This is a genomic window from Lachnospiraceae bacterium JLR.KK002 (assembly GCA_036941025.1).
GTDB lineage: Bacteria > Bacillota > Clostridia > Lachnospirales > Lachnospiraceae > Petralouisia.
Genome location: JAYMNP010000001.1, coordinates 4182504 through 4204850, shown reverse-complemented (window position 1 = coordinate 4204850; position 22347 = coordinate 4182504). Strand labels below are relative to the sequence as shown.

The 22347-nt window shown below is 48.8% G+C and carries 20 protein-coding genes and 7 tRNA genes; 2 read left to right on the top strand and 25 right to left on the bottom strand.

Translation table 11 applies throughout. The features are described from left to right. The first annotated feature begins 84 nt into the window (after nt 1–84). A complete protein-coding gene (locus VSQ32_20515) occupies nt 85–1365 on the top strand; it encodes an ATP-binding protein (protein MEH2945150.1) in 1281 nt (426 codons plus the stop codon). 81 nt (nt 1366–1446) lie between these two features. Here the strand turns inward: VSQ32_20515 and VSQ32_20510 are convergent, their stop codons facing one another. The 6 genes from VSQ32_20510 to VSQ32_20485 all read right to left on the bottom strand — a co-directional run bounded on the left by VSQ32_20510 (nt 1447) and on the right by VSQ32_20485 (nt 10988). Continuing rightward, nucleotides 1447–3834 carry an alpha-galactosidase gene (locus VSQ32_20510; GenBank protein MEH2945149.1) on the bottom strand — a complete coding sequence of 796 codons (2388 nt, stop codon included), beginning with the start codon at nt 3832–3834 and terminating at the stop codon, nt 1447–1449. After that, entirely contained in the window at nt 3831–5192 is a 1362-nt protein-coding gene (locus VSQ32_20505) for a glycoside-pentoside-hexuronide (GPH):cation symporter (GenBank protein MEH2945148.1), read from the bottom strand. The genes VSQ32_20510 and VSQ32_20505 overlap by 4 nt, the downstream gene beginning before the upstream one ends. Further along, nucleotides 5189–7663: a glycoside hydrolase family 2 TIM barrel-domain containing protein gene (locus tag VSQ32_20500; protein ID MEH2945147.1), complete on the bottom strand. Its 2475-nt coding sequence runs from the start codon at nt 7661–7663 to the stop codon at nt 5189–5191. Before VSQ32_20500 ends, VSQ32_20505 begins: the two co-directional genes overlap by 4 nt. 94 nt (nt 7664–7757) lie before the next feature. Next, the gene (locus VSQ32_20495) at nt 7758–8333 is read right to left on the bottom strand and encodes a TetR/AcrR family transcriptional regulator (protein ID MEH2945146.1); all 576 of its coding nucleotides are present in this window, start codon (nt 8331–8333) and stop codon (nt 7758–7760) included. Between the two features lie 344 nt (nt 8334–8677). Further along, nucleotides 8678–10621, bottom strand: coding sequence for a [Fe-Fe] hydrogenase large subunit C-terminal domain-containing protein (locus VSQ32_20490; GenBank protein ID MEH2945145.1), 1944 nt, complete (start codon nt 10619–10621; stop codon nt 8678–8680). Between the two features lie 181 nt (nt 10622–10802). Further along, entirely contained in the window at nt 10803–10988 is a 186-nt protein-coding gene (locus VSQ32_20485; protein ID MEH2945144.1) for a hypothetical protein, read from the bottom strand. A 69-nt stretch (nt 10989–11057) separates the two neighbouring features. Here VSQ32_20485 and VSQ32_20480 point away from each other — a divergent pair, with 69 nt between their 5' ends. Next, a complete protein-coding gene (locus tag VSQ32_20480) occupies nt 11058–12203 on the top strand; it encodes a glycosyl hydrolase family 18 protein (protein MEH2945143.1) in 1146 nt (381 codons plus the stop codon). On the opposite strand, the gene VSQ32_20475 is transcribed toward VSQ32_20480, so the two are convergent. From VSQ32_20475 to VSQ32_20385, 19 genes are all read right to left on the bottom strand, one after another. Continuing rightward, on the bottom strand, nt 12196–12519 hold the full coding sequence (locus tag VSQ32_20475) for a Dabb family protein (protein MEH2945142.1): 324 nt from the start codon (nt 12517–12519) through the stop codon (nt 12196–12198). The two genes, VSQ32_20480 and VSQ32_20475, sit on opposite strands and share 8 nt — an antisense overlap. Nucleotides 12520–12682: 163 nt before the next feature. Next, nucleotides 12683–12753, bottom strand: a tRNA-Gly gene (locus VSQ32_20470). A gap of 43 nt (nt 12754–12796) precedes the next feature. Further along, nucleotides 12797–12880: transfer RNA gene (locus VSQ32_20465), tRNA-Leu, on the bottom strand. A 5-nt stretch (nt 12881–12885) separates the two neighbouring features. Next, nucleotides 12886–12958: transfer RNA gene (locus tag VSQ32_20460), tRNA-Val, on the bottom strand. Between the two features lie 88 nt (nt 12959–13046). Further along, a tRNA-Asp gene (locus tag VSQ32_20455) sits at nt 13047–13120 on the bottom strand. A gap of 22 nt (nt 13121–13142) precedes the next feature. After that, nucleotides 13143–13216, bottom strand: a tRNA-Ile gene (locus tag VSQ32_20450). 20 nt (nt 13217–13236) lie between these two features. Next, a tRNA-Thr gene (locus tag VSQ32_20445) sits at nt 13237–13309 on the bottom strand. Between the two features lie 81 nt (nt 13310–13390). Further along, a tRNA-Glu gene (locus VSQ32_20440) sits at nt 13391–13462 on the bottom strand. Nucleotides 13463–13632: 170 nt separating this feature from the next. After that, nucleotides 13633–14472, bottom strand: coding sequence for a 4Fe-4S binding protein (locus VSQ32_20435; GenBank protein ID MEH2945141.1), 840 nt, complete (start codon nt 14470–14472; stop codon nt 13633–13635). Further along, nucleotides 14465–14575 carry a CD1871A family CXXC motif-containing protein gene (locus VSQ32_20430; protein MEH2945140.1) on the bottom strand — a complete coding sequence of 37 codons (111 nt, stop codon included), beginning with the start codon at nt 14573–14575 and terminating at the stop codon, nt 14465–14467. Before VSQ32_20430 ends, VSQ32_20435 begins: the two co-directional genes overlap by 8 nt. Nucleotides 14576–14655: 80 nt before the next feature. Next, nucleotides 14656–15288 (bottom strand): TlpA disulfide reductase family protein, encoded by a 633-nt coding sequence (locus VSQ32_20425; protein MEH2945139.1) that lies wholly within the window; start codon nt 15286–15288, stop codon nt 14656–14658. Between the two features lie 61 nt (nt 15289–15349). Then, the gene (locus VSQ32_20420) at nt 15350–15541 is read right to left on the bottom strand and encodes a GNAT family N-acetyltransferase (protein MEH2945138.1); all 192 of its coding nucleotides are present in this window, start codon (nt 15539–15541) and stop codon (nt 15350–15352) included. A 449-nt stretch (nt 15542–15990) separates the two neighbouring features. After that, nucleotides 15991–17604, bottom strand: a complete 1614-nt coding sequence (locus VSQ32_20415; GenBank protein ID MEH2945137.1) for a recombinase family protein — start codon at nt 17602–17604, stop codon at nt 15991–15993. A 165-nt stretch (nt 17605–17769) separates the two neighbouring features. Then, nucleotides 17770–17952 (bottom strand): hypothetical protein, encoded by a 183-nt coding sequence (locus tag VSQ32_20410; GenBank protein ID MEH2945136.1) that lies wholly within the window; start codon nt 17950–17952, stop codon nt 17770–17772. 604 nt (nt 17953–18556) lie between these two features. Continuing rightward, nucleotides 18557–18982, bottom strand: coding sequence for a sigma factor-like helix-turn-helix DNA-binding protein (locus VSQ32_20405; protein MEH2945135.1), 426 nt, complete (start codon nt 18980–18982; stop codon nt 18557–18559). Nucleotides 18983–19398: 416 nt separating this feature from the next. After that, a complete protein-coding gene (locus VSQ32_20400) occupies nt 19399–19749 on the bottom strand; it encodes a winged helix-turn-helix domain-containing protein (GenBank protein ID MEH2945134.1) in 351 nt (116 codons plus the stop codon). A gap of 71 nt (nt 19750–19820) precedes the next feature. Further along, nucleotides 19821–20729, bottom strand: a complete 909-nt coding sequence (locus VSQ32_20395) for a dihydroorotate dehydrogenase (protein ID MEH2945133.1) — start codon at nt 20727–20729, stop codon at nt 19821–19823. Continuing rightward, complete coding sequence (locus tag VSQ32_20390) at nt 20722–21489, bottom strand: dihydroorotate dehydrogenase electron transfer subunit (GenBank protein ID MEH2945132.1); 768 nt, start codon at nt 21487–21489, stop codon at nt 20722–20724. Before VSQ32_20390 ends, VSQ32_20395 begins: the two co-directional genes overlap by 8 nt. Nucleotides 21490–21553: 64 nt before the next feature. Next, nucleotides 21554–22342 (bottom strand): NUDIX domain-containing protein, encoded by a 789-nt coding sequence (locus tag VSQ32_20385; GenBank protein ID MEH2945131.1) that lies wholly within the window; start codon nt 22340–22342, stop codon nt 21554–21556. Nucleotides 22343–22347 lie beyond the last annotated feature (5 nt).

Below are 22347 nucleotides of genomic sequence, written 5' to 3'. Positions count from 1 at the left end.
GCGAGCGGATTGCCTGGCAATAAATTTCCTCTCCGCGAGCTACGCATCATTGCTGACTTTTCATACTGCCGGAGGAGAGTTGTTATGATTCGATGTTTGGAAATCTGTTCTTTTTTCCTGGAATGGGGCTATGTATTCGTATTTTTCCGGATGATTCACGCATTTTTGCCGCTGCGCAGACGTTTTCCCCTGCGCCTGGCCGCGTTTTTTGTATGCAGCATACTGGCCACCATGGTAATTTATTCCAACGATCTTCCCAATCTTCTGGGAACCTTACTGGGAATGATTGTATATATTTCTATTTTTCATCAGGGACACCGGACAAAGAAAATAACTTCCGTGCTGGTCTTTTATCCCTCCCTGATTGCAGTAAATTATCTTATGCATGATATTGGGAGCAGATGTTTTTTCCTGGTAACCGGAGCTTCTCCGGAATCATCGGGATGGACCAGGGAGCTGTTTTGTCTCAGCACAGCCTTTTATACGTTGTCTCTGCTGCTCAGGCTTTTATTCTGGCTTTTCGCGTGGCAGATTCTGAAAAAATATCTGCAGCAGATTACTTCTGACCTGACCGTAAATATGTGGCTTATGGTTGACGTCCTGATGCTGGCTCCCTTTATTGCAATCTTTATCATTATCTATTTTATGCCGGAAAATCCGCTGATTGTTTACCCAATCTGCGGGGCGTCCATATTTTCCGGTTTTGGCTGTCTGTACCTGAGTTCTTATATCTGTACTTCTGTCCGAACCGCTTACCATGCACAGGAACTGGAGATGAAACAGGCATACTACCGGGAGCGGCTGGATGACGAAGAACGGGTGCAGTCCATCTGCCACGATATGAAAAATCATCTGCTGGTACTGGAACGGTCTGACCCGCCGGCGAATACTTCGCAAATGGTGGAAAAATTACAGCGGGAACTGGAACTATATGAAGACTATGTCCATACGGGCAATGAAATTTTAGATATTATCCTGAAGGAAAAATCCCGGCTTGCCAGAGAAAAGCATCTGGAATTCTCCGTTGCCGCCGATTTGAACGGTATGGACTTTATAGAGCCGCTGGATATCAGCACGATTTTCGGCAACAGCCTGGACAACGCCATTGAGGCAAGCGAAAAGCTCCCTAAAGGGCAGGGAGCCATTCTGATGAAAGCAGGACGGGTACAGAATTTCTTTTTCGTCCTGCTGGAAAACAGTTGTATAAAGAAAGACAGAGCGGCCTCCACTGCGAAACAGGACAGATTTCTCCATGGTTTCGGCATCTCCAATATGCAGAAAGCAACGGAAAAATACGGAGGAGAGCTGATTACCAGATACGAAAACGGCCGGTTTACTCTGAAAATATTAATCCCAATCCCATAATTTCCGTATTTACGGAAGTGTTATCCGAAATTTCCGGCAGTATATTCCGAAATTTCCGGCAGTATATTCCGAAATCTGCAGTCAGAAACTTTCCATAAAGTAAATGCGGGAAGCAAAATCCGGGAAGTGGCGTACTTCTTCGTTATACCCGTTGCCGCTGAAGCCCTGTTTCAGCTTTACGCCGCTGTACATCAGTGTATCTCCATATGCATTACAGTCTTCTGTTTCTCCCTCCAGACGGACGAATTTTGCTGCCAGACTGTGCAGCATAGAATCCTGGCGGATGTGCAGAGGCGCAACCGTATTAACCAGATCTCCAAACTCTCTGATGTCATATTTCAGTTTTCGGTTATAGAAGTGATAGCGCAGTTCCGGCGCCAGCCCGCTGGCCCGATAATACGCAGACTGAGTATTGGGAAACGCCAGTTTCTGCATGAGAAATCCCACCGCTTTCGTCTGATCCTGAGACACGCAGGTCCATTCCATGATATTTCCGGTGTCCTGGCTCAGACAGCTTCCGGTTGACGATTTGCCTGTAAAAGTCCTTCCCCGGTAGAAATTACCTGTTTGAAGTACCTCCCGCCACTCTTTATACAGTGCAATCTGTGCTTTCACCGCGTCCAGTTCTTCCTTTTTCATATCGCAGAAATTACATTCATAGCCGCAGAGCCCAAAACAGGCCACATGAAACCGTGTCTCCAGAGGCGTGCTGCGCAATGTCTGATGATTGGGACAGGCAGAAACATGAGCGCTGATTACAGACATTGGATAACCATAACTGTACCCGGTCTGAATTTCCGCCCGGCAGAGAGCGTCTGTGTCGTCACTGGCCCAAATCTGGGGAAAATAACACAGGATTCCCAAATCAAACCGATTTCCTCCGGCGCTGCAGCCTTCAAACAGAATATGGGGAAACCGTTCTGTGAGAATTTTCATACAGCGATACAGCCCCAGTACATAACGGTGAGCCACTTCTCCCTGTCGTTCTGCCTCCAGACTGCCGGAAAAGTAATCTGTAAACGTCCGGTTCATATCCCATTTCACATAGGAAATCTCTCCGGAAGAAAATGTCCTGCTCATCTCCTCTATGATATAATCCTGTACCTCCCTCCGGGTCAAATCCAGAATCCTCTGATTCCGGCCTTCCGCATGGGGTTTTCCCGGAATCTGCAGCACCCATTCCGGATGTGCCCTGTACAGATTGCTGTCCACACTGACCATTTCCGGCTCTGCCCAGATACCGAATCCAAGCCCCATAGCCCTTATCTTCCTGCTGATACCTTCCAGTCCGCCGGGCAGCTTTTTCTTATTGACCTGCCAGTCTCCCAGAGAACTGGTATCGTCATTCCGGTTTCCAAACCATCCGTCATCCATGACAAACAGCTCAATGCCCGCCTCTTTTCCGGCTTTTGCCAGCCGCAGCAGTTTTCTCTCGTTAATGTCGAAATAAGCGGCTTCCCAGCTGTTCAGCAGCACCGGGCGGATTTTGTGCTTCCACTCGCCCCGTACGATATGTTCCCGCACAAACTGATGCATATTCCGGCTCATTCCGTTATATCCTTCGTGGGAATAAGTCATCACTGCCTCCGGCGCTTCAAATTCCTGTCCCGGTTCCAGCACATAACAAAAGAACCGTGGATTGATACCTGCCACAAACCTTGTTTTCCCATATCCGCTTACTTCCACTGCCTCATAGTGATTCCCGCTGTAAATCAGATTAAATCCATAGCAGTCTCCGAAGTCCTCACCTGTTTCTTCCCGGCTTATCATGACAAAAGGATTGGCCCGGCTGGAAGAAGTTCCGGTACAGGAATCATTTACATACTTTCCTGCTGTCACTCTGGTATCCGTCCGCTTCATTTCTCTGGCCCAGGCCCCATGAAATCCGGTAATAACATAGTCTGCGCCGTCAAAATCAACCTGGACGCTCAAAAGGCGCTTCAGCTTTATCCTGGCTTTACTGTCATTAATCAGCCGGGCGCTGCGGGTAATCACATCACAGTCCGGAAATACATAATAATGCAGTTCCAGCCTTACATCATACTGCCTGTCTTTTAACGTCAGGCACAGATGTTCCACCTGCTCCGGCCTGCCGCAGGAACCGGGCAATGTACAGAATTCTTCTTTTCCCCTGGTAATCTCCCCTTTTTCAAAAAGAAAATCCGACGTGCTGCTGCCGTCCTCATGCACCACTTCCAGAAAAGGTTCCCGAATATCTCCTTTTCCATATGAAGACATTTCCAGACATATATCCTCCAGAGAAAACTCTCCGTGTTCCCTGTCGTATATATTGGTATTGCCCGGCGCAAATACATGTTTTTCAGTCAGGGCAGCCGCTGATTCCCCTTTGGGCAGGGTGATTTTTCTGCCATAATAAAGATGTTCCAGATGTCCTGTTTCCAGTACACGGAAACAATAAGTAGTCCGGCGGGTATGAAGTATAAAAAACGGATGCAGATTCTGTATCATGATAAGCTCCTCCCGGATATCTCTTCCATCTTTTCATCCGTAAGGATATACTTTTTCCGAAACAGCAGCAATGCAAGTAAAAGCCCTGCAATGGGAACTACTGTCATGGTCATGCGCAGCCCCGCCACGGAAGAAGCCGCGGCCGTTTCCGTTTCCAGCGAAGTATCATTACTCAGATTGCAGACTGACAGGCAGACTGATGCTATCAGAGCCGCCACACCGGAAGCCAGTTTCACCACAAAGGTCTGCATGGAGAAAATCACGCTCTCGTCTCTTCTGTGATTTTTCCATTCCCCGTAATCCACCGTGTTGGCCAGAAATACGGTGGTCAGCACCGACAGCATACCATTGGCCGCAAAAATAAAAAATCCCGGAATAAACAGCAAATACACACTGGACATGCTGGTAAAAGACAGAATCAGCAGCACTGCATATCCGGCAACAGCCATGAAAAAACTGATATAAAACACCTGTATGGCGCTGAGCAGCTTCCGAAGCAGGGGGAAAAACAGCATCATGGACAAAATCTGTATGGCTCCTCCAAACGTATTGAACAGGGTGTAACTGCTATTCCAGTCGGGGCCGCCAAAATCATACTTAAAGAAATAAATCACCAGATTGGAGGTAATATAAATGGAGCAGTTTATCAGTACAATGGTAAATACCACGGTCATTGCCTGGTCATTCTGTACCAGTGCGCGGAACATCTGGCCCACGCCCGGAGATTCCACATCCACCGTGGATTTTTCCCGGATATTGATACAGGTAATCAAAATAAATATCACAAACAACACTGCTATGAGCAGCGCAAATCTCTGAAATCCCAGACGTTCATTTCCTTTTCCCAGCAAAGGCACGCACAGCATGGTAATAATCGTAATGATCGCAGAACCCACGCCGGCGCAGGAACGGGCCAGTGTGGAGAGGCCCTCCCGCTCTTTTCCGCTCCGGGTAAAGGCCGGAATCATGGACCAGTAAGGAATGTCCATCATGGTATACGTCACACCCCACACCACATAAGCAGCTGCCGCATAAGCCACAAGACCGCTGCCTTCCAGAGAAGGCGGGGCGGAAAACATCAGGTACAGCACTGCTGCATTCAGCAATGTTCCGGCCAGCAGCCACGGACGGAACTTTCCCCATGGTGTTCTGGTTCTGGCCACAATTACTCCCATAACAGGATCGTTAAATGCATCGAAGATACGGGCTGCCAGCAGAATCATCCCCATGGCAATGGCACTGACTCCCAGAATATCCTGATAATAATACAAAACGTAGCTGGCTGAAAGCATATAAACCATATCTTTTCCCACTGCTCCCAGACCATACGATACTTTTTCTCTGCCTGTTAATTTCATAATTTCCTCCTGTCTTTCTCAGAAATTTTTATTTCAAAGATGAGATTCACTTCTTCCGCCTGCGCAGTCTTTATTTTCAACACCGCTTTTCCCGGAGTCCCGGCAGTTTTCACATAAGTTCCGCCCATGCCTCCCTGCAGGGAAATCACGCGTGGCCCGATAAGTTCTGCATTTCCCTGTACTTCCAGCTGCACCGGCTGGTGAAAGAAGCTCAGAAGATTTCCATTCTCATCCAGCGCCCGGATTCTCACTGCCGCCACATCATAGGTCTGCCCTTCCAGCAGAGTTCTGTGATCCGCTTTTGCTTCCAGATGAACCGAGGTCATGGGCTTCCTGATAACGGTTTTCACCACCTTGCCGTTTTTTACTGCTTCAAAACGGTATTCTGTGGAAGTGCCGCCCCAGTCTCCCACATAACGGTTGTAGAGTTCTACAATCTGATCCGGTTTCATATGGTACCAGGCCAGCAGCTTTGCCGCTGTCAGATAAACGGATTTGGGCAGATGGGTCAGGCCATACCGGGCAACTGCGTTTAATGCGTCTTTCAGTGCTTTGGCCTGAGCCGGACGGAAATGTTCCTGTTCTTCCATCACAGAACCAATAAAATCATCTATCAGAATGGGACCATGCTTCAGATTTTTATAAGGAGAATCTTTCCTGGTATATCTTTTGATAAAACGGTCATTTTTGTACATGCGCACACTGTCTGCGTTGGTAAAAATCCAGATATTTCCCCGGTTGCATCCCGGATGTTCCCCAATGTCCATGGAAGAACTTATGGACAGCACCGGGGTATGCTCCTGCTGGCAGGCATAAATATCCGCCGCAATTTTGGGATTGCGGAACATATCCATAACACCGTGGTAACAGATGCGGTCTCCGCTTCCAAAATCCCTGTGGGTATTGTAATCGAACATACACCAGCCAAAACTGCCTGCAATATCTTTCTGGCCTGCAACTGCATTCAGCACCGCCCCATGCCGGATGGCATGTTCGGTTCTGTGCTCTTCGCAGTCAGAAGATTTCGTGGGATACATATGCCCGTTATATTCAGAAATAAGATAGGCTTTTGACAAATCCGGCGTAACCGCTGATTTCTTTTCACATCCTTCGGTGGTTCCGTCATGGGAAAAATCATTGTAAGTATATACATCTTCCAGCAGACTGCTCTTTTTATGGAACCGCACGCCGCCGGTGGGCCTCCATGGGTCCAGTTTGCGGGCCGCCGCATTGGTTCTCCGGTAAAAACTGTCATTATCCTGAGATTCATTGATGCGGACGCCCCAGAGTACAACAGACGTATGATTCCGGTATTGCCTTACCATATCCCGCACATTTTTCAGCGCCTGGTTCTGCCAGTCTTCATCGCCAATATACTGCCATCCCGGCATCTCGGTAAAAACCAGAAGTCCCAGCTCGTCGCAGCGATTCAGAAAATAATGGGACTGGGGATAGTGAGAAGTACGCACCGCATTCAGTCCCAGTTCCCATTTCAGAATATCCGCATCCATTTCCTGCATGGACCGGGGCATGGCATAGCCCACATAGGGATAACTCTGATGACGGTTCAGCCCCCGCAGTTTCTGTTTTCTGTCGTTCAGATAAAATCCGTCTGCCCGGAACTCTGCTTTCCGGAATCCGTATGTAACCACATATTCGTCAAGAATTTCTCCGTCTTTTACCAGTTCTGTCCGGATTTCATAAAGAACAGGATGGTTAATATCCCAGAGTTCCACCCCTTCTACCGGAAATTCCGTGTGCCATTTCTTTCCTCTTACTTCCTGTTCCAGAATCCTCCGGTATTCTCCCTCAGCTTTCGCATATACAGAACGCTTTTTTTCCGTATCTATCTTCGGATTTCCGGGTTTTCTCCGGATAAACTGGCGGATACGGCATCCTTCCGCCTCCTGACGGAAAGCCAGCTCCGTTATGGCCCGTACTTCAGGCTGCGCCCCGGTTTCCACCTGACTGTGTACAAATACGTCTTTCAGATAATTCTGATTTTTAATATCCAGATACACTTCCCGGTAAATCCCTCCGTAAGTCATATAATCCACCACATAGCCAAAGGGCGGAATATTCAATGTTTCCCGGCTGTCCACTTTGACTGCCAGTACATTTTCTGCTCCGTAATTCAGACTTTTACTTACATCCAGGGTAAATGCTGTGTAACCGCAGCGGTGTTCCCCCACTTTTTTTCCGTTCAGAAATACTTCGCTCTCATGGGCAGCCCCTTCCAGTGTCAGCAGCACCCTCTTTCCTTTCCAGCTTTCCGGAACAGAAAGTACCCTGCGGTAACCGCTTACCATCTGATAAATTTCCTCGTCAAAATAGTGAAAAGGCACTTCCCGGCAGGTATGAGGCAAACGCACGATTTCCAGTGCACTGTCATCAAATCCTGCCTCCGTGAGTTTTTCACTGAAATGTTCTGTAAATCTCCAGCCATCATTCATATAAATCCGTTCTGCCATAACTTCTCCTTTCCATCCTCCCGAAACCAGACAATTGCCTGCTCTCGAAACGGCTGTTATCTCCGGCACATGCCATCACAAAATATCCGTAAATCTATTTCTGTGAATCCCGAGTCAGTTGTATGCCATCTACCAGAATATTCACTACCTCGTCCAACGCTTCCTGATAGGAAATCCGGTTCCGTATCAGCACATCCCGCTGGAAAAACTGTTCCAGTGATGCTTCCAGCATCATTTTCAGAATGGGAATCCGAACGGGGCGGATGACCCCTTCCGCCATTCCCTGCTCCAGCAAAGCAATGGTGGTTTCCCAGCCTGTTTCCAGATGCTCCTCTACCTTTTCATAAATCCTGGGATACTTCTCCTTCAGCATATATAACTGGCGGAAATCCACATCTTTGTATCCCTCCGGCAGAACTCCCAGAATCTTTCTTATTTTTTCCAGAGTATTTCCGGATTCATCTTCCACCACATTCTGTTCTGCCTCTTTAATAGTGGCAAACAGATAATCTACCATGGCCAGAAACAGCGCTTCTTTATCACGGAATACCATGTAAATGGTTTTCTTACTGGTTCCCAGATGCCCGGCCAGGTCATCCATGGTGAATTTCAGCCCTTTCTGATTAAATACCTCCAGCGTTCCTTCCAGAATTTTTTTCTGTAATTCCATTCCTGTTCCTCCCGCCTGCACACTTCTGTTTTCTGAATCCTTTATTTATATAAGGATTCCGGTGCTTTGAGCATCCTGGTCCCATAAAACAAAAGCGGAAACTATTTTTCTTATTTTAGTTTCCACCATTGTAACATCCTGCTGTAAAAATCGCAAGAAACTAATTTAACAAAAAAAGTTTCCATTTTTTATAAAAAAGTAACAAAATTCCTTTCCTGACATCTTCCATTCGCACGAAACGCATAATTATTTTCTCTTACAGGAAATATTTTACACATTAACGTAGCGCAGTATTTCCTGAAAAAAAAAGAACCCTGCCGCGCAGGATTCTTTTTCAAAATATATTAATCTACGACTTCTTTCATCTTTTCCGCCATACGGTTTACCACCTCATCAATCATCTCCGTCTGAGCCGCTATTTCCTGGCTGCTGGCCGCAAGAGCAGAAGTCCCTTCATTGATGCTTTCAATATTCTGTACAAACTGGACCGTTTCATCATCCAGTTTCTGTATGGCAGGAATCAGGATGGTACTCTGCTCCTTACCGGTGGCAACGGCTGTTTTGGTCTGCTCCGACAAATCCCGGACACGGTTTGCTATTACTGCAAAGCCCTTTCCGGCTTCTCCGCTTCTTGCGGCTTCAATTCCCGCATTCAACGCCAGCATACCGGTCTGGTTGGAGATTTTTATAATGGATTCATTCATGGTATCGTATCCCTGCACCGCATCTACCACCTGCTGCATGGAGCCACGCAGCATTTCCGTAAAGGAAGACATGCCGCCCACTGCCTGGGCAATTCTGGTGGCATCCTCAGCAGAACACTGGTTGCCCTCTGCCAGTTCTCCCATGGCTGTCTTAATCTGCTGAAAATCATCCATAATTTCCTGATACAGAATCTGTTTTCTCTTCTGTGATTCTTTTAACTGCTCCGTAACCTCACGCATCCGCTCCTGTTCTTCCTGCAATGCGCTTTTCTCATAATGCATACAGTTTTCTCTCCGGTTCAGGCCCATGGCAACGGCTTCCGCCATCTGGCGGCAGCTCTCATATCCGCAGGCGCCGCAGTCAATCTCACGTTTTTCCCTGGTATCTTTTTTCATGTCTTCAAAGCCTGCTTCTATCTGATGTTCGCTTACGGAAACTCCCGTATTTTTATTCTCATATTTACAGATGAAATCTTCCAGTTTCAGTCCTGCAAACTGAGCATTAAAATTCTCAAGCCGCTTTTCGTATGTAATCCATTTTCCCCAGGGGCTGTTCTTATCTTTCTTCCTGTCCTGTCTGGCGGATTTTGCCTTATTTCTCTGGTTGTTAATCTCAAACAGCACGTCGTCATTTTCCACAGTCCCCGGCTCCACGCCTGTCCCGTGGAGACATCCGCTGGTACAGTTCAGAGCATCCACCATGAAGGGAAGCTGTTTCCCGCTCTTTACGCGTTTCGCGTATTCTTTCAGAAAATGATAAGCATGTTTTTCCCCTTCAATCTGACGTACCATCACATCTTTTCCCAGAAAATGTTCCACATTTTCCTTTAATCCTCCCGGCTGGGGATATACGCTCCCAAGGCCGTATTCCAGTTCATCCACAGCCTCACAGGAAGACAGATTCACGCCTTTTAACGCTTTCATCAGATGATGGAACGTCACATTATAAGACACATACGGGCGGTTATCCGGGCGCATAATCTCTGATTTCTTCGCAATACAGGGCCCGATAAAAGCCAGTTTGTCCGATATATTCATATACTTTTTCGCATAAATCGCCGCGCACATCATGGGGCTGTGCACCGGAACTATTTTGGGAACCAAATCCGGCACATACTTCTCAATATAATCCACAATGGCAGGACATGGCTGAGAAATCCCTCCGTTAAAATTATATTTTGTAATATAATTCAGATACCCCCAAGTGGTAATATCCGCTCCAAAACTCACGCTGATAATATGCCTGGCCCCCAGGTTTTTCAGGTACCCCAGAACCTTCCCGTACTGTCCGGGATAATTTGCAATAAATGCAGGCGCCACCAGAAGGCTGATGAGCTCTCCGTTCTTCAAATCTTCCAGAAACTGCTCCGTATCATCACGAAAATCCCTTGCATGATGATGACATGCGTCAATACATGCGCCACACTGGATACATGCATCCCCGTTTACATAAATCAGGTCTTTTCCATCTTTGGTCAGGGAATAATTTGCCTCAAAAACCGGACATGCCGAAATACAGTGATTACACCCAACACATTCTTCATTGGTATAAACCAGTCCTGAATTTAACTTACCCATTTCCATGATACAAATCCTCCATCCCGCTCCTCATTTTATTTTTATACATCTCCCGTCCTCTGTATAAATCTTAGTTAGATTTTAGCTTTTTTCTGCGCATTTTGCAACCATATTTCCACATTTTTCATTACTTTTCTCCCTTATTCTGACCATCCTTTTCCATCCTTTTCCATATGGAATTCCAACGTCAGGAACAGGCTGTTTCTGCAATGCACAGATTCCAGGAAGCAACTTCCCTCATTTCTTCCAGAATCACATCCGGCATTTCTTCCAGAATCACATCCGGCATTTCTTCCCCCACCATGCAGTCCAGATAAGTTGCAGGCCCTTTTCCACAATGACCGCGGGCGGCCGCCCCGGTTTTCATGTTCATTTTGCAGACATGCTTCGGAAACTTTTTCCCGGCCGTTTCATATTTTAAAGAAAAAGGGTTTCTGCATATATGGAAATTTATATTGTACGTCCCGGTGACACAGTGGATACCATTGCATCCTCCCACGGAATTTCCGCCCAGTCTGTTATTTACAATAATCAGCTTCCGTACCCCTACCCGCTGGCTGTAGGGCAGGCTCTGCTTCTGTCTACGGAAAACCAGCCGGATTCAGAATCTGCCGGAACTTATGAAGTAATCACCGGAGGATATGCCTATCCCTTTATCAGCAGATGGGTACTGGAACAGACTCTTCCTTATCTTTCCAGCCTGTTTATTTTCTCTTATGGATTTACCACAGAGGGAGAACTGATACCTCCTGCTCTGGATGACTCATTCATGATTTCTGCCGCAAAATCTTCCGGCACCGCTCCCATTCTGACTCTGACCCCTTTCGGTCCTTCGGGACAGTTCAGCAACTACCTGATTTCCCAGGTGGTAAATAATGAAACTGCTAAACAGAATCTGATTGCAAATCTGCTTTCTCAGATAACAGAACGGGGCTTTGAAGGCGTGGACATTGACTTTGAATACATCCTGCCGGAAGATAAAATTCCTTTTGTGAATTTTGTCCGGGATATACGGACAGCCGTAAATGAGCTGGGTTACCCTGTTTCCGTGGCGCTGGCTCCCAAAACCTCTGACAGCCAGACCGGTCTGCTGTACGAAGGCAAGGATTACGGACTGCTCGGAGAAGCTGCTGATTCCGTTCTTCTGATGACATATGAGTGGGGATACACATATGGCCCTCCCATGGCAGTGGCTCCCCTCAATAAAGTCCGCCAGGTCGTGGAATACGCTCTGACAAAAATACCGGCCTCCAAAATCAGCCTTGGTATTCCCAATTACGGCTATGACTGGACCCTGCCTTTCCGGCAGGGTACCTCAAAAGCCACTACCATCGGCAATGTTCAGGCCGTCCAGATTGCCATTGCCCACAATGCTGTTATTCAGTTTGATGAAACTGCGCAGTCCCCTTATTTTCGTTACGTCTCAGAGGGGAGCACCCATGAAGTATGGTTTGAAGATGTCCGAAGCCTTTCCGCCAAATTCGGCCTCGTCAGTGAATACCGTCTTCGCGGTATGGGCTACTGGCAGATTATGCAGCTCTTTCGGGCGAACTGGCTGCTGCTGGCAGATACCTTTACCATCACTTAGATTCGGATGCTTCATATTCATAGTCAATGCAGGCTCTGCTTTCCCGCATCTGACTGATAAATGCTCCAAACTTTATATGCTCCGGATGGTTCTGATATGCATTCAGCCCTTCCATATCCTGAAAGTCACAAATCAGAGCCAGCTCATAATTGGTTCCATCTGCTGCCGGAGCATTACATACTGCTTTCATTTTTACCACAGAGGGCACCAGATCTCTCAGCCGCTCCGCCCTGGCTCTGGCTTCCGCAGCATTTTCCATGGCAGTTTTCCCGTTAAATTCTTCTTTCAGTTTAAACATTACAATATGCTTTACCATATGCTTTTCCTCCTTATAAAATCGTAACAGTTCTGTCCCCTCATTCTTGAACCCTTTGCACAAGTACCCTCGCTTCGCCGGGACAGACCCTGCGTATAATGGTTTTTCTTATAGAAAATACTTTCACACGTTAGCGTGACTCAGTATTTTCTGTAAAATAAAAAGCAGATAACGGGAATCGAACCCGCCTTTCCAGCTTGGGAAGCTGGCGTTCTACCAATGAACCATATCTGCAATAAAATCTGTCTGTTAAATTTTCAAAATTCTATTCATCCAATGCCGGCGACCGGAATCGAACCGGTACGATGTTGCCACCACAGGATTTTAAGTCCTGCGCGTCTGCCAGTTCCGCCACGCCGGCACAAATGGGACCTACAGGGCTCGAACCTGTGACCCTCTGCTTGTAAGGCAGATGCTCTCCCAGCTGAGCTAAGATCCCATTTAATCTCTTACCGAACGTCTGTATCCGGTAATCATATTTTATTGAGCATTACACACAATAAAGATACAATATAAAACTGTATCGACGACCCAGAAGGGACTCGAACCCTCGACCTCCGCCGTGACAGGGCGGCGCTCTAACCAACTGAGCCACTGGGCCATAATCTCATAGCTAATAAAAGTGGACCTTCGGGGACTCGAACCCAGGACCGACCGGTTATGAGCCGGTTGCTCTAACCAACTGAGCTAAAGGTCCAAGTTGATTGAATCAACACAAGCCGATGATCGGACTCGAACCGATAACCTGCTGATTACAAATCAGCTACTCTGCCAATTGAGCCACATCGGCATATTATGTTCACCAAATACCGATACTCAACAAAATCTCTCTCTCAAATGCCCGGCATTCAATAAAATATTAACTATGAAATGACTCCTACGGGAATCGAACCCGTGTTACCGCCGTGAAAGGGCGATGTCTTAACCGCTTGACCAAGGAGCCAGTTGTCTTATCCTGTCGTTATCTCAGCGACGGATTAATATTATCACAGTTCGTTCCAAAATGCAAGTACTTTTTTTATAACATTTCATTTAATATGTAACAGTTCAGCCTGTATTCTGAGCTCATTCATGCCAGCATGATTCGCACAGAATACAGGCTGAACTGTTACTTTAATGTATTGCATTTACCGGACATGACTTCCTGCATACACCGCAGCGGATACATTCCGGATGATTCGGGCTCTCCACCGGATTCACCTGCATTTTGCAGACTTTCGCACAGACGCCGCATTCGGTGCAGATTTCTTTTTCCACCCGGTACCGTAATACCGCAATGGGATTGAAAACAGAATAAACAGCCCCCAATGGACATATATATTTGCAGAAAGGCCTGTAAATCATCATGGAAAATATAACCATAACAATCAGAATAACGTTCTTCCAGGCATACAGCCATCCAACAGCGCTCTGCATGGATTTATTTAACAGAACCAATGGAAAACCGCCTTCCAATGTGCCTGCCGGACAGATTAATTTACAGAAACAGGGTGCTCCCTGACCCAGCACATCTACCAGAACCATGGGCAGAAATATGACAAATACCAGTAAAATAACGTATTTCAGTTTTCGGAGCAGCTTATCTCCCCTGAATGTTTCTATTTTTTTCAGGAAAGGAATTTTATGCAGCAAATCCTGAATCAGGCCAAAGGGACACAAAAAGCCGCAGACAAATCTGCCCGTCAGTGCTCCCACAAACATCAGAAATCCTGCCACATAAAATGCAAATTTAAAATTCCAGTTTCCGATTACCGCCTGCATTGCTCCAATGGGACAGGCGCCCACAGCCCCCGGACAGGAATAACAGTTTAATCCGGGAACACACAGATTTTTCAGCTTTCCCCTGTATATTTTTCCCTGAACAAAACCTGCCAGATAGCTGTTGGTAAGCAGCGCCCAGAGAGCCTGTATTCCGTGACGTTTCCATTCATTTGCATTTTTTCTTTTATCCAATTCCAATACACTCCATACAGATATTGATTGCTTTTTCCAGAACCACGGACACTTCTCCCCGGTAAACTCCAAATCCCATCATAAAAATTCCCGCCGCTGCCATACAGATACCTGTCCGGGAAGCCCTGTGGCAATTTACTTTGCCGCCTGAATCTGATTCCTTCCCTGCAGGCCGGAGACGGCTCATTCTGCCGCTCCTTCCCGTTCTGTCTCTACAATGGTTTTCCAGTCTTCCAGAGAGCGGCTGCCAGAATAAGTCTCCCCTGTAATATTCCCTTCTTTATCTACAAAAAAAGTCTCAGGAACCGCCGCAATTCCGGAAAGCCTGCCATTTAGATACCCTTCATCCGGAATCAGAAAGGGATAGGCCGCACCTGTCATTTCAGCCAGCAGTTTTGCTTTTTCCACAACTTCTTCATCTGTTTTACCGGAACTGTCAATGGCATCCAGAACAATTCCCACCACATTAATCCCCTGATCTTTCACCTCATTGCTCAGCTTTTCCAAATCGGGAATTTCTCTGACACACGGCGAGCACCAGGTAGTAAATACATTTACCATGGTAAGGTCATAATCTGCAAACATTTCCTGAGTGTATGTGTTACCTTCTATATCTTTTATGGAAAATTCTCCCAGGTCTTCTTCCGCAAAAGCTGATGCACCTTCTTCCAAATTCTCCACTTCTCTTCCGGCCTCATCTGCGGCAGGCCAATCCGAAGATTTGTTTTTCCCCTGAGAGCCACAACCATTCAGCAACATCAGGCAGCAAAGGCCGGACAATAACAAGGTACCTGTTTTCACTGTACTTTTCTTCATTTGATTATACCTCCTCAAAACAGATTATACCATACATCAGACTCAAAGCAAAATCTCATATTTATAATCTTTTATAACCACATCCGTCCCTTGTAACTTTTTCCGCCCCCTGTCTTCTGGCATAATCAATCATTCCCTGCGCGATTTCCGTTGTATATCCCTGACGCCAGTAATTTTTATGCACATAGTAAGCAATATCATAAATCTTCTTATCCGCACTTATCATAAAACTGCAGGTTCCAACCGACTGCATGGAATCTTTTAATACCGGAATCAAATAGCAGCATTTGTCATCATCGCCAGGCGCTTTTCATCATACCACCTCCTGATTTAAACTACACAAAATCCTGTAAACATTGCTGCCTACAGGATTCCTTTTCACTCCCCGAGTTGGGCTCGAACCAACAACCCCGCGGTTAACAGCCGCGTGCTCTACCATTGATACGGTTACATACCGTAAAATCTCTTTGATAGAGTGTTATGTCCAAATTACAATCGAGGCTATACTTTTCACTCTGTTCGGCTACCATCTGACTGGTGACCTAACGAATAATATATTAACACAACTTCTCTCATTTGGCAAGAGGGAATTTTATGTTTTTGAAAATTTTTTGCTCTTTTATAACGCAGTACATAAGTATCCGTAATGAAACATAATCCGTCTCTTTCAATGATAGGGTACATCAGCCGGCCACCTCCTTATCAGATGGCCGCCGTAACCAAAACGCTGCCGTCGCCCCACTCGGAGCAGAACTGCTGGTATGACATGTTGAGTTCCACAGAGATCTTGTAATCCCTCCCAACCTCAATACGCTTGAACAAGTGGCAGGCTATCATTTTCTTCTGCTCCAGTGTGGCAGTGTCAAATTCCTCCGCCCAGGACTTGAACTGGTTATAGGTCGGGGTGATCAGGTCAATCCCCTGTTTCTTCCTGGCTTCTTCCTCCCGAAGCTCCGTGAGCTTTGCCTCCGCCTCGGTGACCCGTGACTTGATGGTCTGGATCGCCTGGGACAGATCCTCCGGGGAATAAATACTGTCGCCTGTCAGCGTCTTTGCGATTTCAAGCTGCAGCTTCGTGAGCTGCTCCTTATTCTTGTTAATCTCCAAATCCAGCTTCTTCTGCGTGGCCCTGTTCCCGGCCATCTGCCGCTTGAACATTGCCTGCAGCTTTTCTTCCTCCGGCGCCCCATCCATGCAGCTAAAGATTTTTCGGATGATCTGCCGGATGGTCTCGTCCACCCTGTCCGCCTGGTAGGTCGTCTGCCCGTCACACTTGCAGAGCTTGCGGCTCTTGTGGTAACAGGAATACTTGATCTGGTCCACGGAATACTCCGTGCCGTCAGCCCTCGTATAACTGTCGCGGTACCGGATGGTTGTCAGCCTCCCGCCGCAGTGGGCGCAGAACACATTCCCGGAAAGCATTGCCTGTCCTTTGGTCTGTAAAGCAATATGCCGCTTTTCCTCGTTCTTATTCTGTCTCTGCTCCAGAATGTAAAGAATCTGGTCGTATGTATCATCACTGCGGAGCCGCAGCGCCTCCAACTGCGGGGAAGTTGAGCCGTCCTCCAGCCTCCCGCAATAGAAGGAATCCCGAAGGATACGGATTACTTTAATGCTTGTGAACTTTCCCCCGCCGCTGGGCTTGTACCCCTTTTTATTAAGGAAGTCCGCCATCCTGTAAGAGCCGTACCCCTTATGGATCGTCATTTCGTCGATCATGTGGAGCACTTCGCTGTCCGCCGGGTCAATCTCATACTTCTTAACCTTTGCACCCTTCCGGTTCACAAGGCCGCTGTCCACCAGACGGTACCCGAACTTGACCGGGCCGCCGGTATATAACCCGTCAAGGGTCATCTGCTGCATCTTGCTCTTGATCCGGATGGAAGTCTTTTCACTCTCGCCGGACGCCTGCCAGAACCGGAGATAATTCATCAGCTTGTCCACATGGTTGTTGAAGCACTGCTGCCCCTCCTGGGTACTCCATACCTCAACGCCGTGCTTGGCGAACCATTCCACCACGAAAGGCGTCTCGTCGTCAATCCTCCCAATCCTGTCAAACATAAATACCAGAAGAATGTCAAACTCGTTATTCAAGGCCGCCTCTTTCAGCTCCTGAATGGCGTCCCTGTCATCCGCCGATACCTTATAGCCAGAAATCCCTTTTTCGGAAAACTCTTTCAGGATCGTCCAGTCCTGCTGGCTGCTGGCAAAATCACGGCACGCTGTTTTCTGCATGGGGATGTCGTTCTCATTCTTATCGTTCTTGTCTACCTGCTTTTTGGTCGATACTCTATAAAGACAATAAACCCGTTTCATTACGCTACCTCCGTACATTCTTTTTGTACGGAATCACGCTGCTATTCCTTATTCGCTTGTCAATGTGCAGCCGGTGCAATACCGCTCCCGGTACTTATATTATACCGTGAAATGCCCCTGACGGCAACGCGTCTTTTGAGGAAAAGCACCGCAATCCTCCTGTTTTCATAGTGCCTGGCCGCATGGGATGAACTCTTTCTGGAAGCGTTCCTCATATGCCTCCGTGAGTATGTCCCTGACCTTATTTTTCACATCCGTACCCTCGCTCCCGCTGAACATGATCGTGACCGCCGAGCTGTTGATATGTAACCGCATGACAGGATTCCTGTCTGTCCTCATATTCTCCAAAGAAAAACCTCCTTCCCGTTCCCAATGTCTTTATCAAGGCCACATGAATAAGTCGGGCCTGCGCTCTTATAGTCACAGACCCGGCCCATTGTATCTGATCTCGATTCTGTCCGCCGTATTTGCCACGCTCCCCGGCAGGTCCCATACACATTTATATAGGAAGGGATTGCTACAGGCTGCGGCCGGCTTCACCGCATCATAGCCCCGCCTGTGCCGCCGCTTTGCCAGAGCAAGCAAACACCGCAGGGACTCCCCTTCCAGTCTGTGAGGGGTCGTGAGAAAGTACCATTATGATCTGCGTCGTCATCGCGTCCGGCCTGCCACAGCCGGATCGGTGGAAACGTGGACCGCTCGGACAGCCTTTATTCATCACCTCCCCAGGCTGTCTGTCTTTGCGCCGCCCCATCCTCCGCTCGGAACACAGAATGAAGTACCCATAGCAATGTGTATGAAATTGTCAAGGTGCCGCAAAGGGCAGAGCAGATATTAGTCACTCCTTGGGGTGGTTCAGAGCCTGTGCCCTGCTGCCTCACCCCCGGCTTGTCCTGCCAGAAATGCCCTTCTTACTATTCCGTACATTTTCAGGGCAATTTCGCCGTCTGAATTAAAAAATTTCTTCTAAAACTTTTTGAAGATTGCTCAAACCGTGTTCAATGGATTTCCTCACATTGCTCTCATTGATTCCCTCCGCCCTGGCAATGGCGCTCTTGCTCATGCCGAGAAAATAATGCGCATAAATCCGGTTTCGCTGTTTTTCCGGCAGAGAGGCAAGGGCTTTATAAAGCTGTTCCCTGTCATAAAGCTGCTCTACAAGATCACAGGGATTTTTCTGGTCCAAAGCTGCCATATCCCTTTCAATGCCTCCAGCATAATCCAAAGAATAAAAAGCCTTGTAACGGTATGTACGGATTCTGTATGCTTCTTCCAGAAGCTCATACTCCCGGAGCAGCAATGCAATTTCCTCCGGCACCTCAACAACAGTGTCCTTTGTATAAAACGGGTAATAATCCCGCAGATTGATTTTCTTCATGGGTAATCCTCCAATTTCGATTTTTAGTTGACTGGCAAAATCGAAATCAGAAGGCGGGGAACGGCAACGGAACACTGATATTTTCCGTCGTCCCACATACAGATACGGATGTGAGATATCCGTGAAAGAAGGAGGATAAAGCCGAACTCTATCTGATTCTGTCGAAATGAAAAGCGCCGCAATCCCAAACTCACGGATTGCGGCGCATAGGGCCTTAAATATACAGTTGTTCCTTCGTAGCTGTCTGCCTTTCGGAAACATCCCCGATTCCCTCCTTATATAAGGAAGAACAGAAGACTATCCAGGCAGCCAGCCTCCCTTTTGGAAGCATTATAACGGGGAGATGTACAGTACCCGTCATGGAACACTCATTTTTTAACCAAGAAAAACTCCGGCAGACCCAGCCGCCAGAGTTTCTATTCATTAAACTTATAACCCACACTGTGGACGCTCTTGATATAATTCGGCACCCCCGGCACAGACATCAGTTTTTTACGGATATTGCTGATATGGTTGATTATCGTCCTCCGGGCATAAATATCATAATCCTCATGCCATACCAAATCCATGATCATCTCATAGGTAAACACGCGCCTGGGATTCATGATGAGAAGGGCCAGTATATCAAATTCTTTTGTGATCAGCTCCACCTCTTGCCCGCATACTTCTACCGAGCGGTACTCCAGGCAGAAATGAACCTTTCCAATATCAATGATTGTCAGCAGATTACTGTCAATCCACTCCCTGCTCGCCAAACTGTTCTCCATGTGTCCACCTCCCTTATAAAATGAATAATGGCCCAAGCATATCCTCCACAGCATTCTGCCGCCTGTACCGGCTAATCAACAATGCCCCTGATCTTGTCCAAAGAGGCTATGTCGTTTTCTTCCAGATACCCCCGGATGCCCTCTATGATCTCCACCGTGGCATAAGGGTTATGGAAGTTCGCCGTCCCCACCGCGACTGCGGCAGCCCCCGCCATGATGAACTCCAGGGCATCCTCAAAGGTGGCAATGCCGCCCATGCCGATCACTGGCACGTCAACGGTCTTACACACCTCATAGACCATCCGTAACGCCACCGGCATAATGCCTGGGCCGGAATAACCCCCTGTCTTACTGGCGAGCACCGCCCTGCGCCTGTGGATGTCTATCTTCATCCCCCGCAGCGTGTTGATCAGGGAAAGCGCGTCCGCACCACCCGATACCGCTGCCCTGGCAATCTCCGTTATGTCCGTGACCTCCGGCGACAGTTTCACGGTCAGCGGCTGCCCGGTATAATGGCGTACCGCCTGCACTACCCGCTCTACCATCCGTGGGGCCGTCCCGAAAGCCAGCCCTCCTTCCTCCACATTCGGACAGGAGATGTTCAGCTCCAGCATGTCCACATCACAGTCCGCCAGCCTCTCCGCAACCGCGCAATACTGCGCCAGCGTATGCCCGCAGATATTCACGATGATTTTTGTGTCATGCTGCCGGAGGAACGGCAGGTCATGCTCAATGAAATGCTCCACTCCCGGATTCTGCAGCCCGATGGAATTTAACATGCCGCTCTGCGTTTCCGCAATCCTGGGGATCGGATTCCCTTTCCACGGCTCACAGGAAACCCCTTTGACCGTGACGGCTCCCAGGCAGTTCAGGTCAATCAGCTCCCCGTACTCACGGCCGGAGCCGAATGTGCCCGATGCCGTAATGACCGGGTTCTTCAGCGCCACCCCTGCAACCACCGTCTCCATCCTGTCATCCATTCCACACCACCTCCCTGCCGGAAAAGACCGGGCCGTCCCTGCAAACCCGCAGGTACTGCCAGTCCTTCTCCCCCGGCTTCTGTATCTTCACTGCACATCCAAGACACGCACCTATGCCGCAGGCCATCCGTTCCTCCATGGATACCTGGGCCGGGATGCCCTGCCTTTCTGCCCATTCCGCCACAGCCTGCAGCATCTGCCGGGGACCACAGGCATATACCCTGTCCGCAAAAGGCGCGATGGCCTCCACAAGCTCCAGCACCGTCCCGCGAAAGCCGCCATTCCCGGTCTGGCTCGCCACATGGACCTTCCGGCCATGTCCCCGGAAATCCCCGTCCATGAACGGGGCATCCGCATAGCCCAGGAAAACCTCCGCCTCTCCCGGAATCCTTTTGGAAAGCTCCAGAAGGGGAGGAATCCCCAGGCCGCCGCCGATGATGACGCTCCGCTCCCCTGCCTCCGGCAACGTGAACCCGTTCCCCAGAGGCCCCATGAGCTGTACCATATCATTATCCCGCAGCCGGGAGAACTGCTCCGTGCCCTTCCCCACCACCCGGTACACTACTTCCACACTTTCCCCATGGATGGCCGCCAGGCTGATCGGGCGTGCCAGCAGGTTTCTCTCATCCGGCGGGTACATCTGGATGAACTGCCCCGGTCTGGCACTATGGGCGATTTCAGGCGCTTCCAGTTCCATTTTCCATATTCCGGTCATGAGCTCCTTCTGGTTCCTTATAGCAGCCTTGCAATAGGTATTCATCCGACCCCTCCTTTCTCCGGCAGGCGCATTGCCTCTATCATTTCATAAGCGATGCTGATGTCCGTCAGCTCCTTCGGCAGACTGGAACGTGGGTGCATGCCGCCGCTGACAGTTCCCCGGTGTCGATGTGCAGCTGGTTCGAACCGTCCAGCTCCGCCGTATAGCCTGCGATCACGGAACCGGAAAAGCCCCAGGGCTGGCTCCCAAAATATTTAAGGCCCCTGATGCGGATGCCCGTTTCCTCATAGACTTCCCTCTCTGCCGCTTCCTCCAGCGTCTCCCCTGCCTCCACAAAGCCTGACACCAGAACCCATTGCGGGAGGGGACGGTCCCCGTACTTCGTCATCAGAAGCCTGTCCCCGTCCGTGACCGCCACCATGACCACCGGGGCGATGGCCGGATAAACGGTGTCCCCGCAGTCCGGGCAGCTAAGTGACCGCCGCCCCCTGTCCTGCGCCCTCACACTTCCGCACCTTCCGCAGTAGACATTCCTCTCATACCATCCAGCCAGGTGCAGGGCAGTGGCCCCGGCAAAATACGCCCAGCTCGGCAGGATGCCGTCAAGCTCCCGGAGCGGAAGATACTTCCTGCCCTCCCTTTCGGGCAGGACGTCTCCCTGCTGCCGCAGCAGATAGACAGTCACCCCGTCCACGCAGAACAGGAAAACCGCCAGCCTCCGCACTTCTGCAAAAGGCATACCCAGGTCATGGAATACCGGAATCCTCCTGCTGCCGTCCTCCGATACCCGCAGCAGCACCTCTCCGCCACGGAAGGAGAAAAAGCAATCCTCCGGCTCCGGTTCCCTGTCACGGAATGCATGGTCCAGGCGGTAGGGGAAAATGTCCTGTATCATTGCCC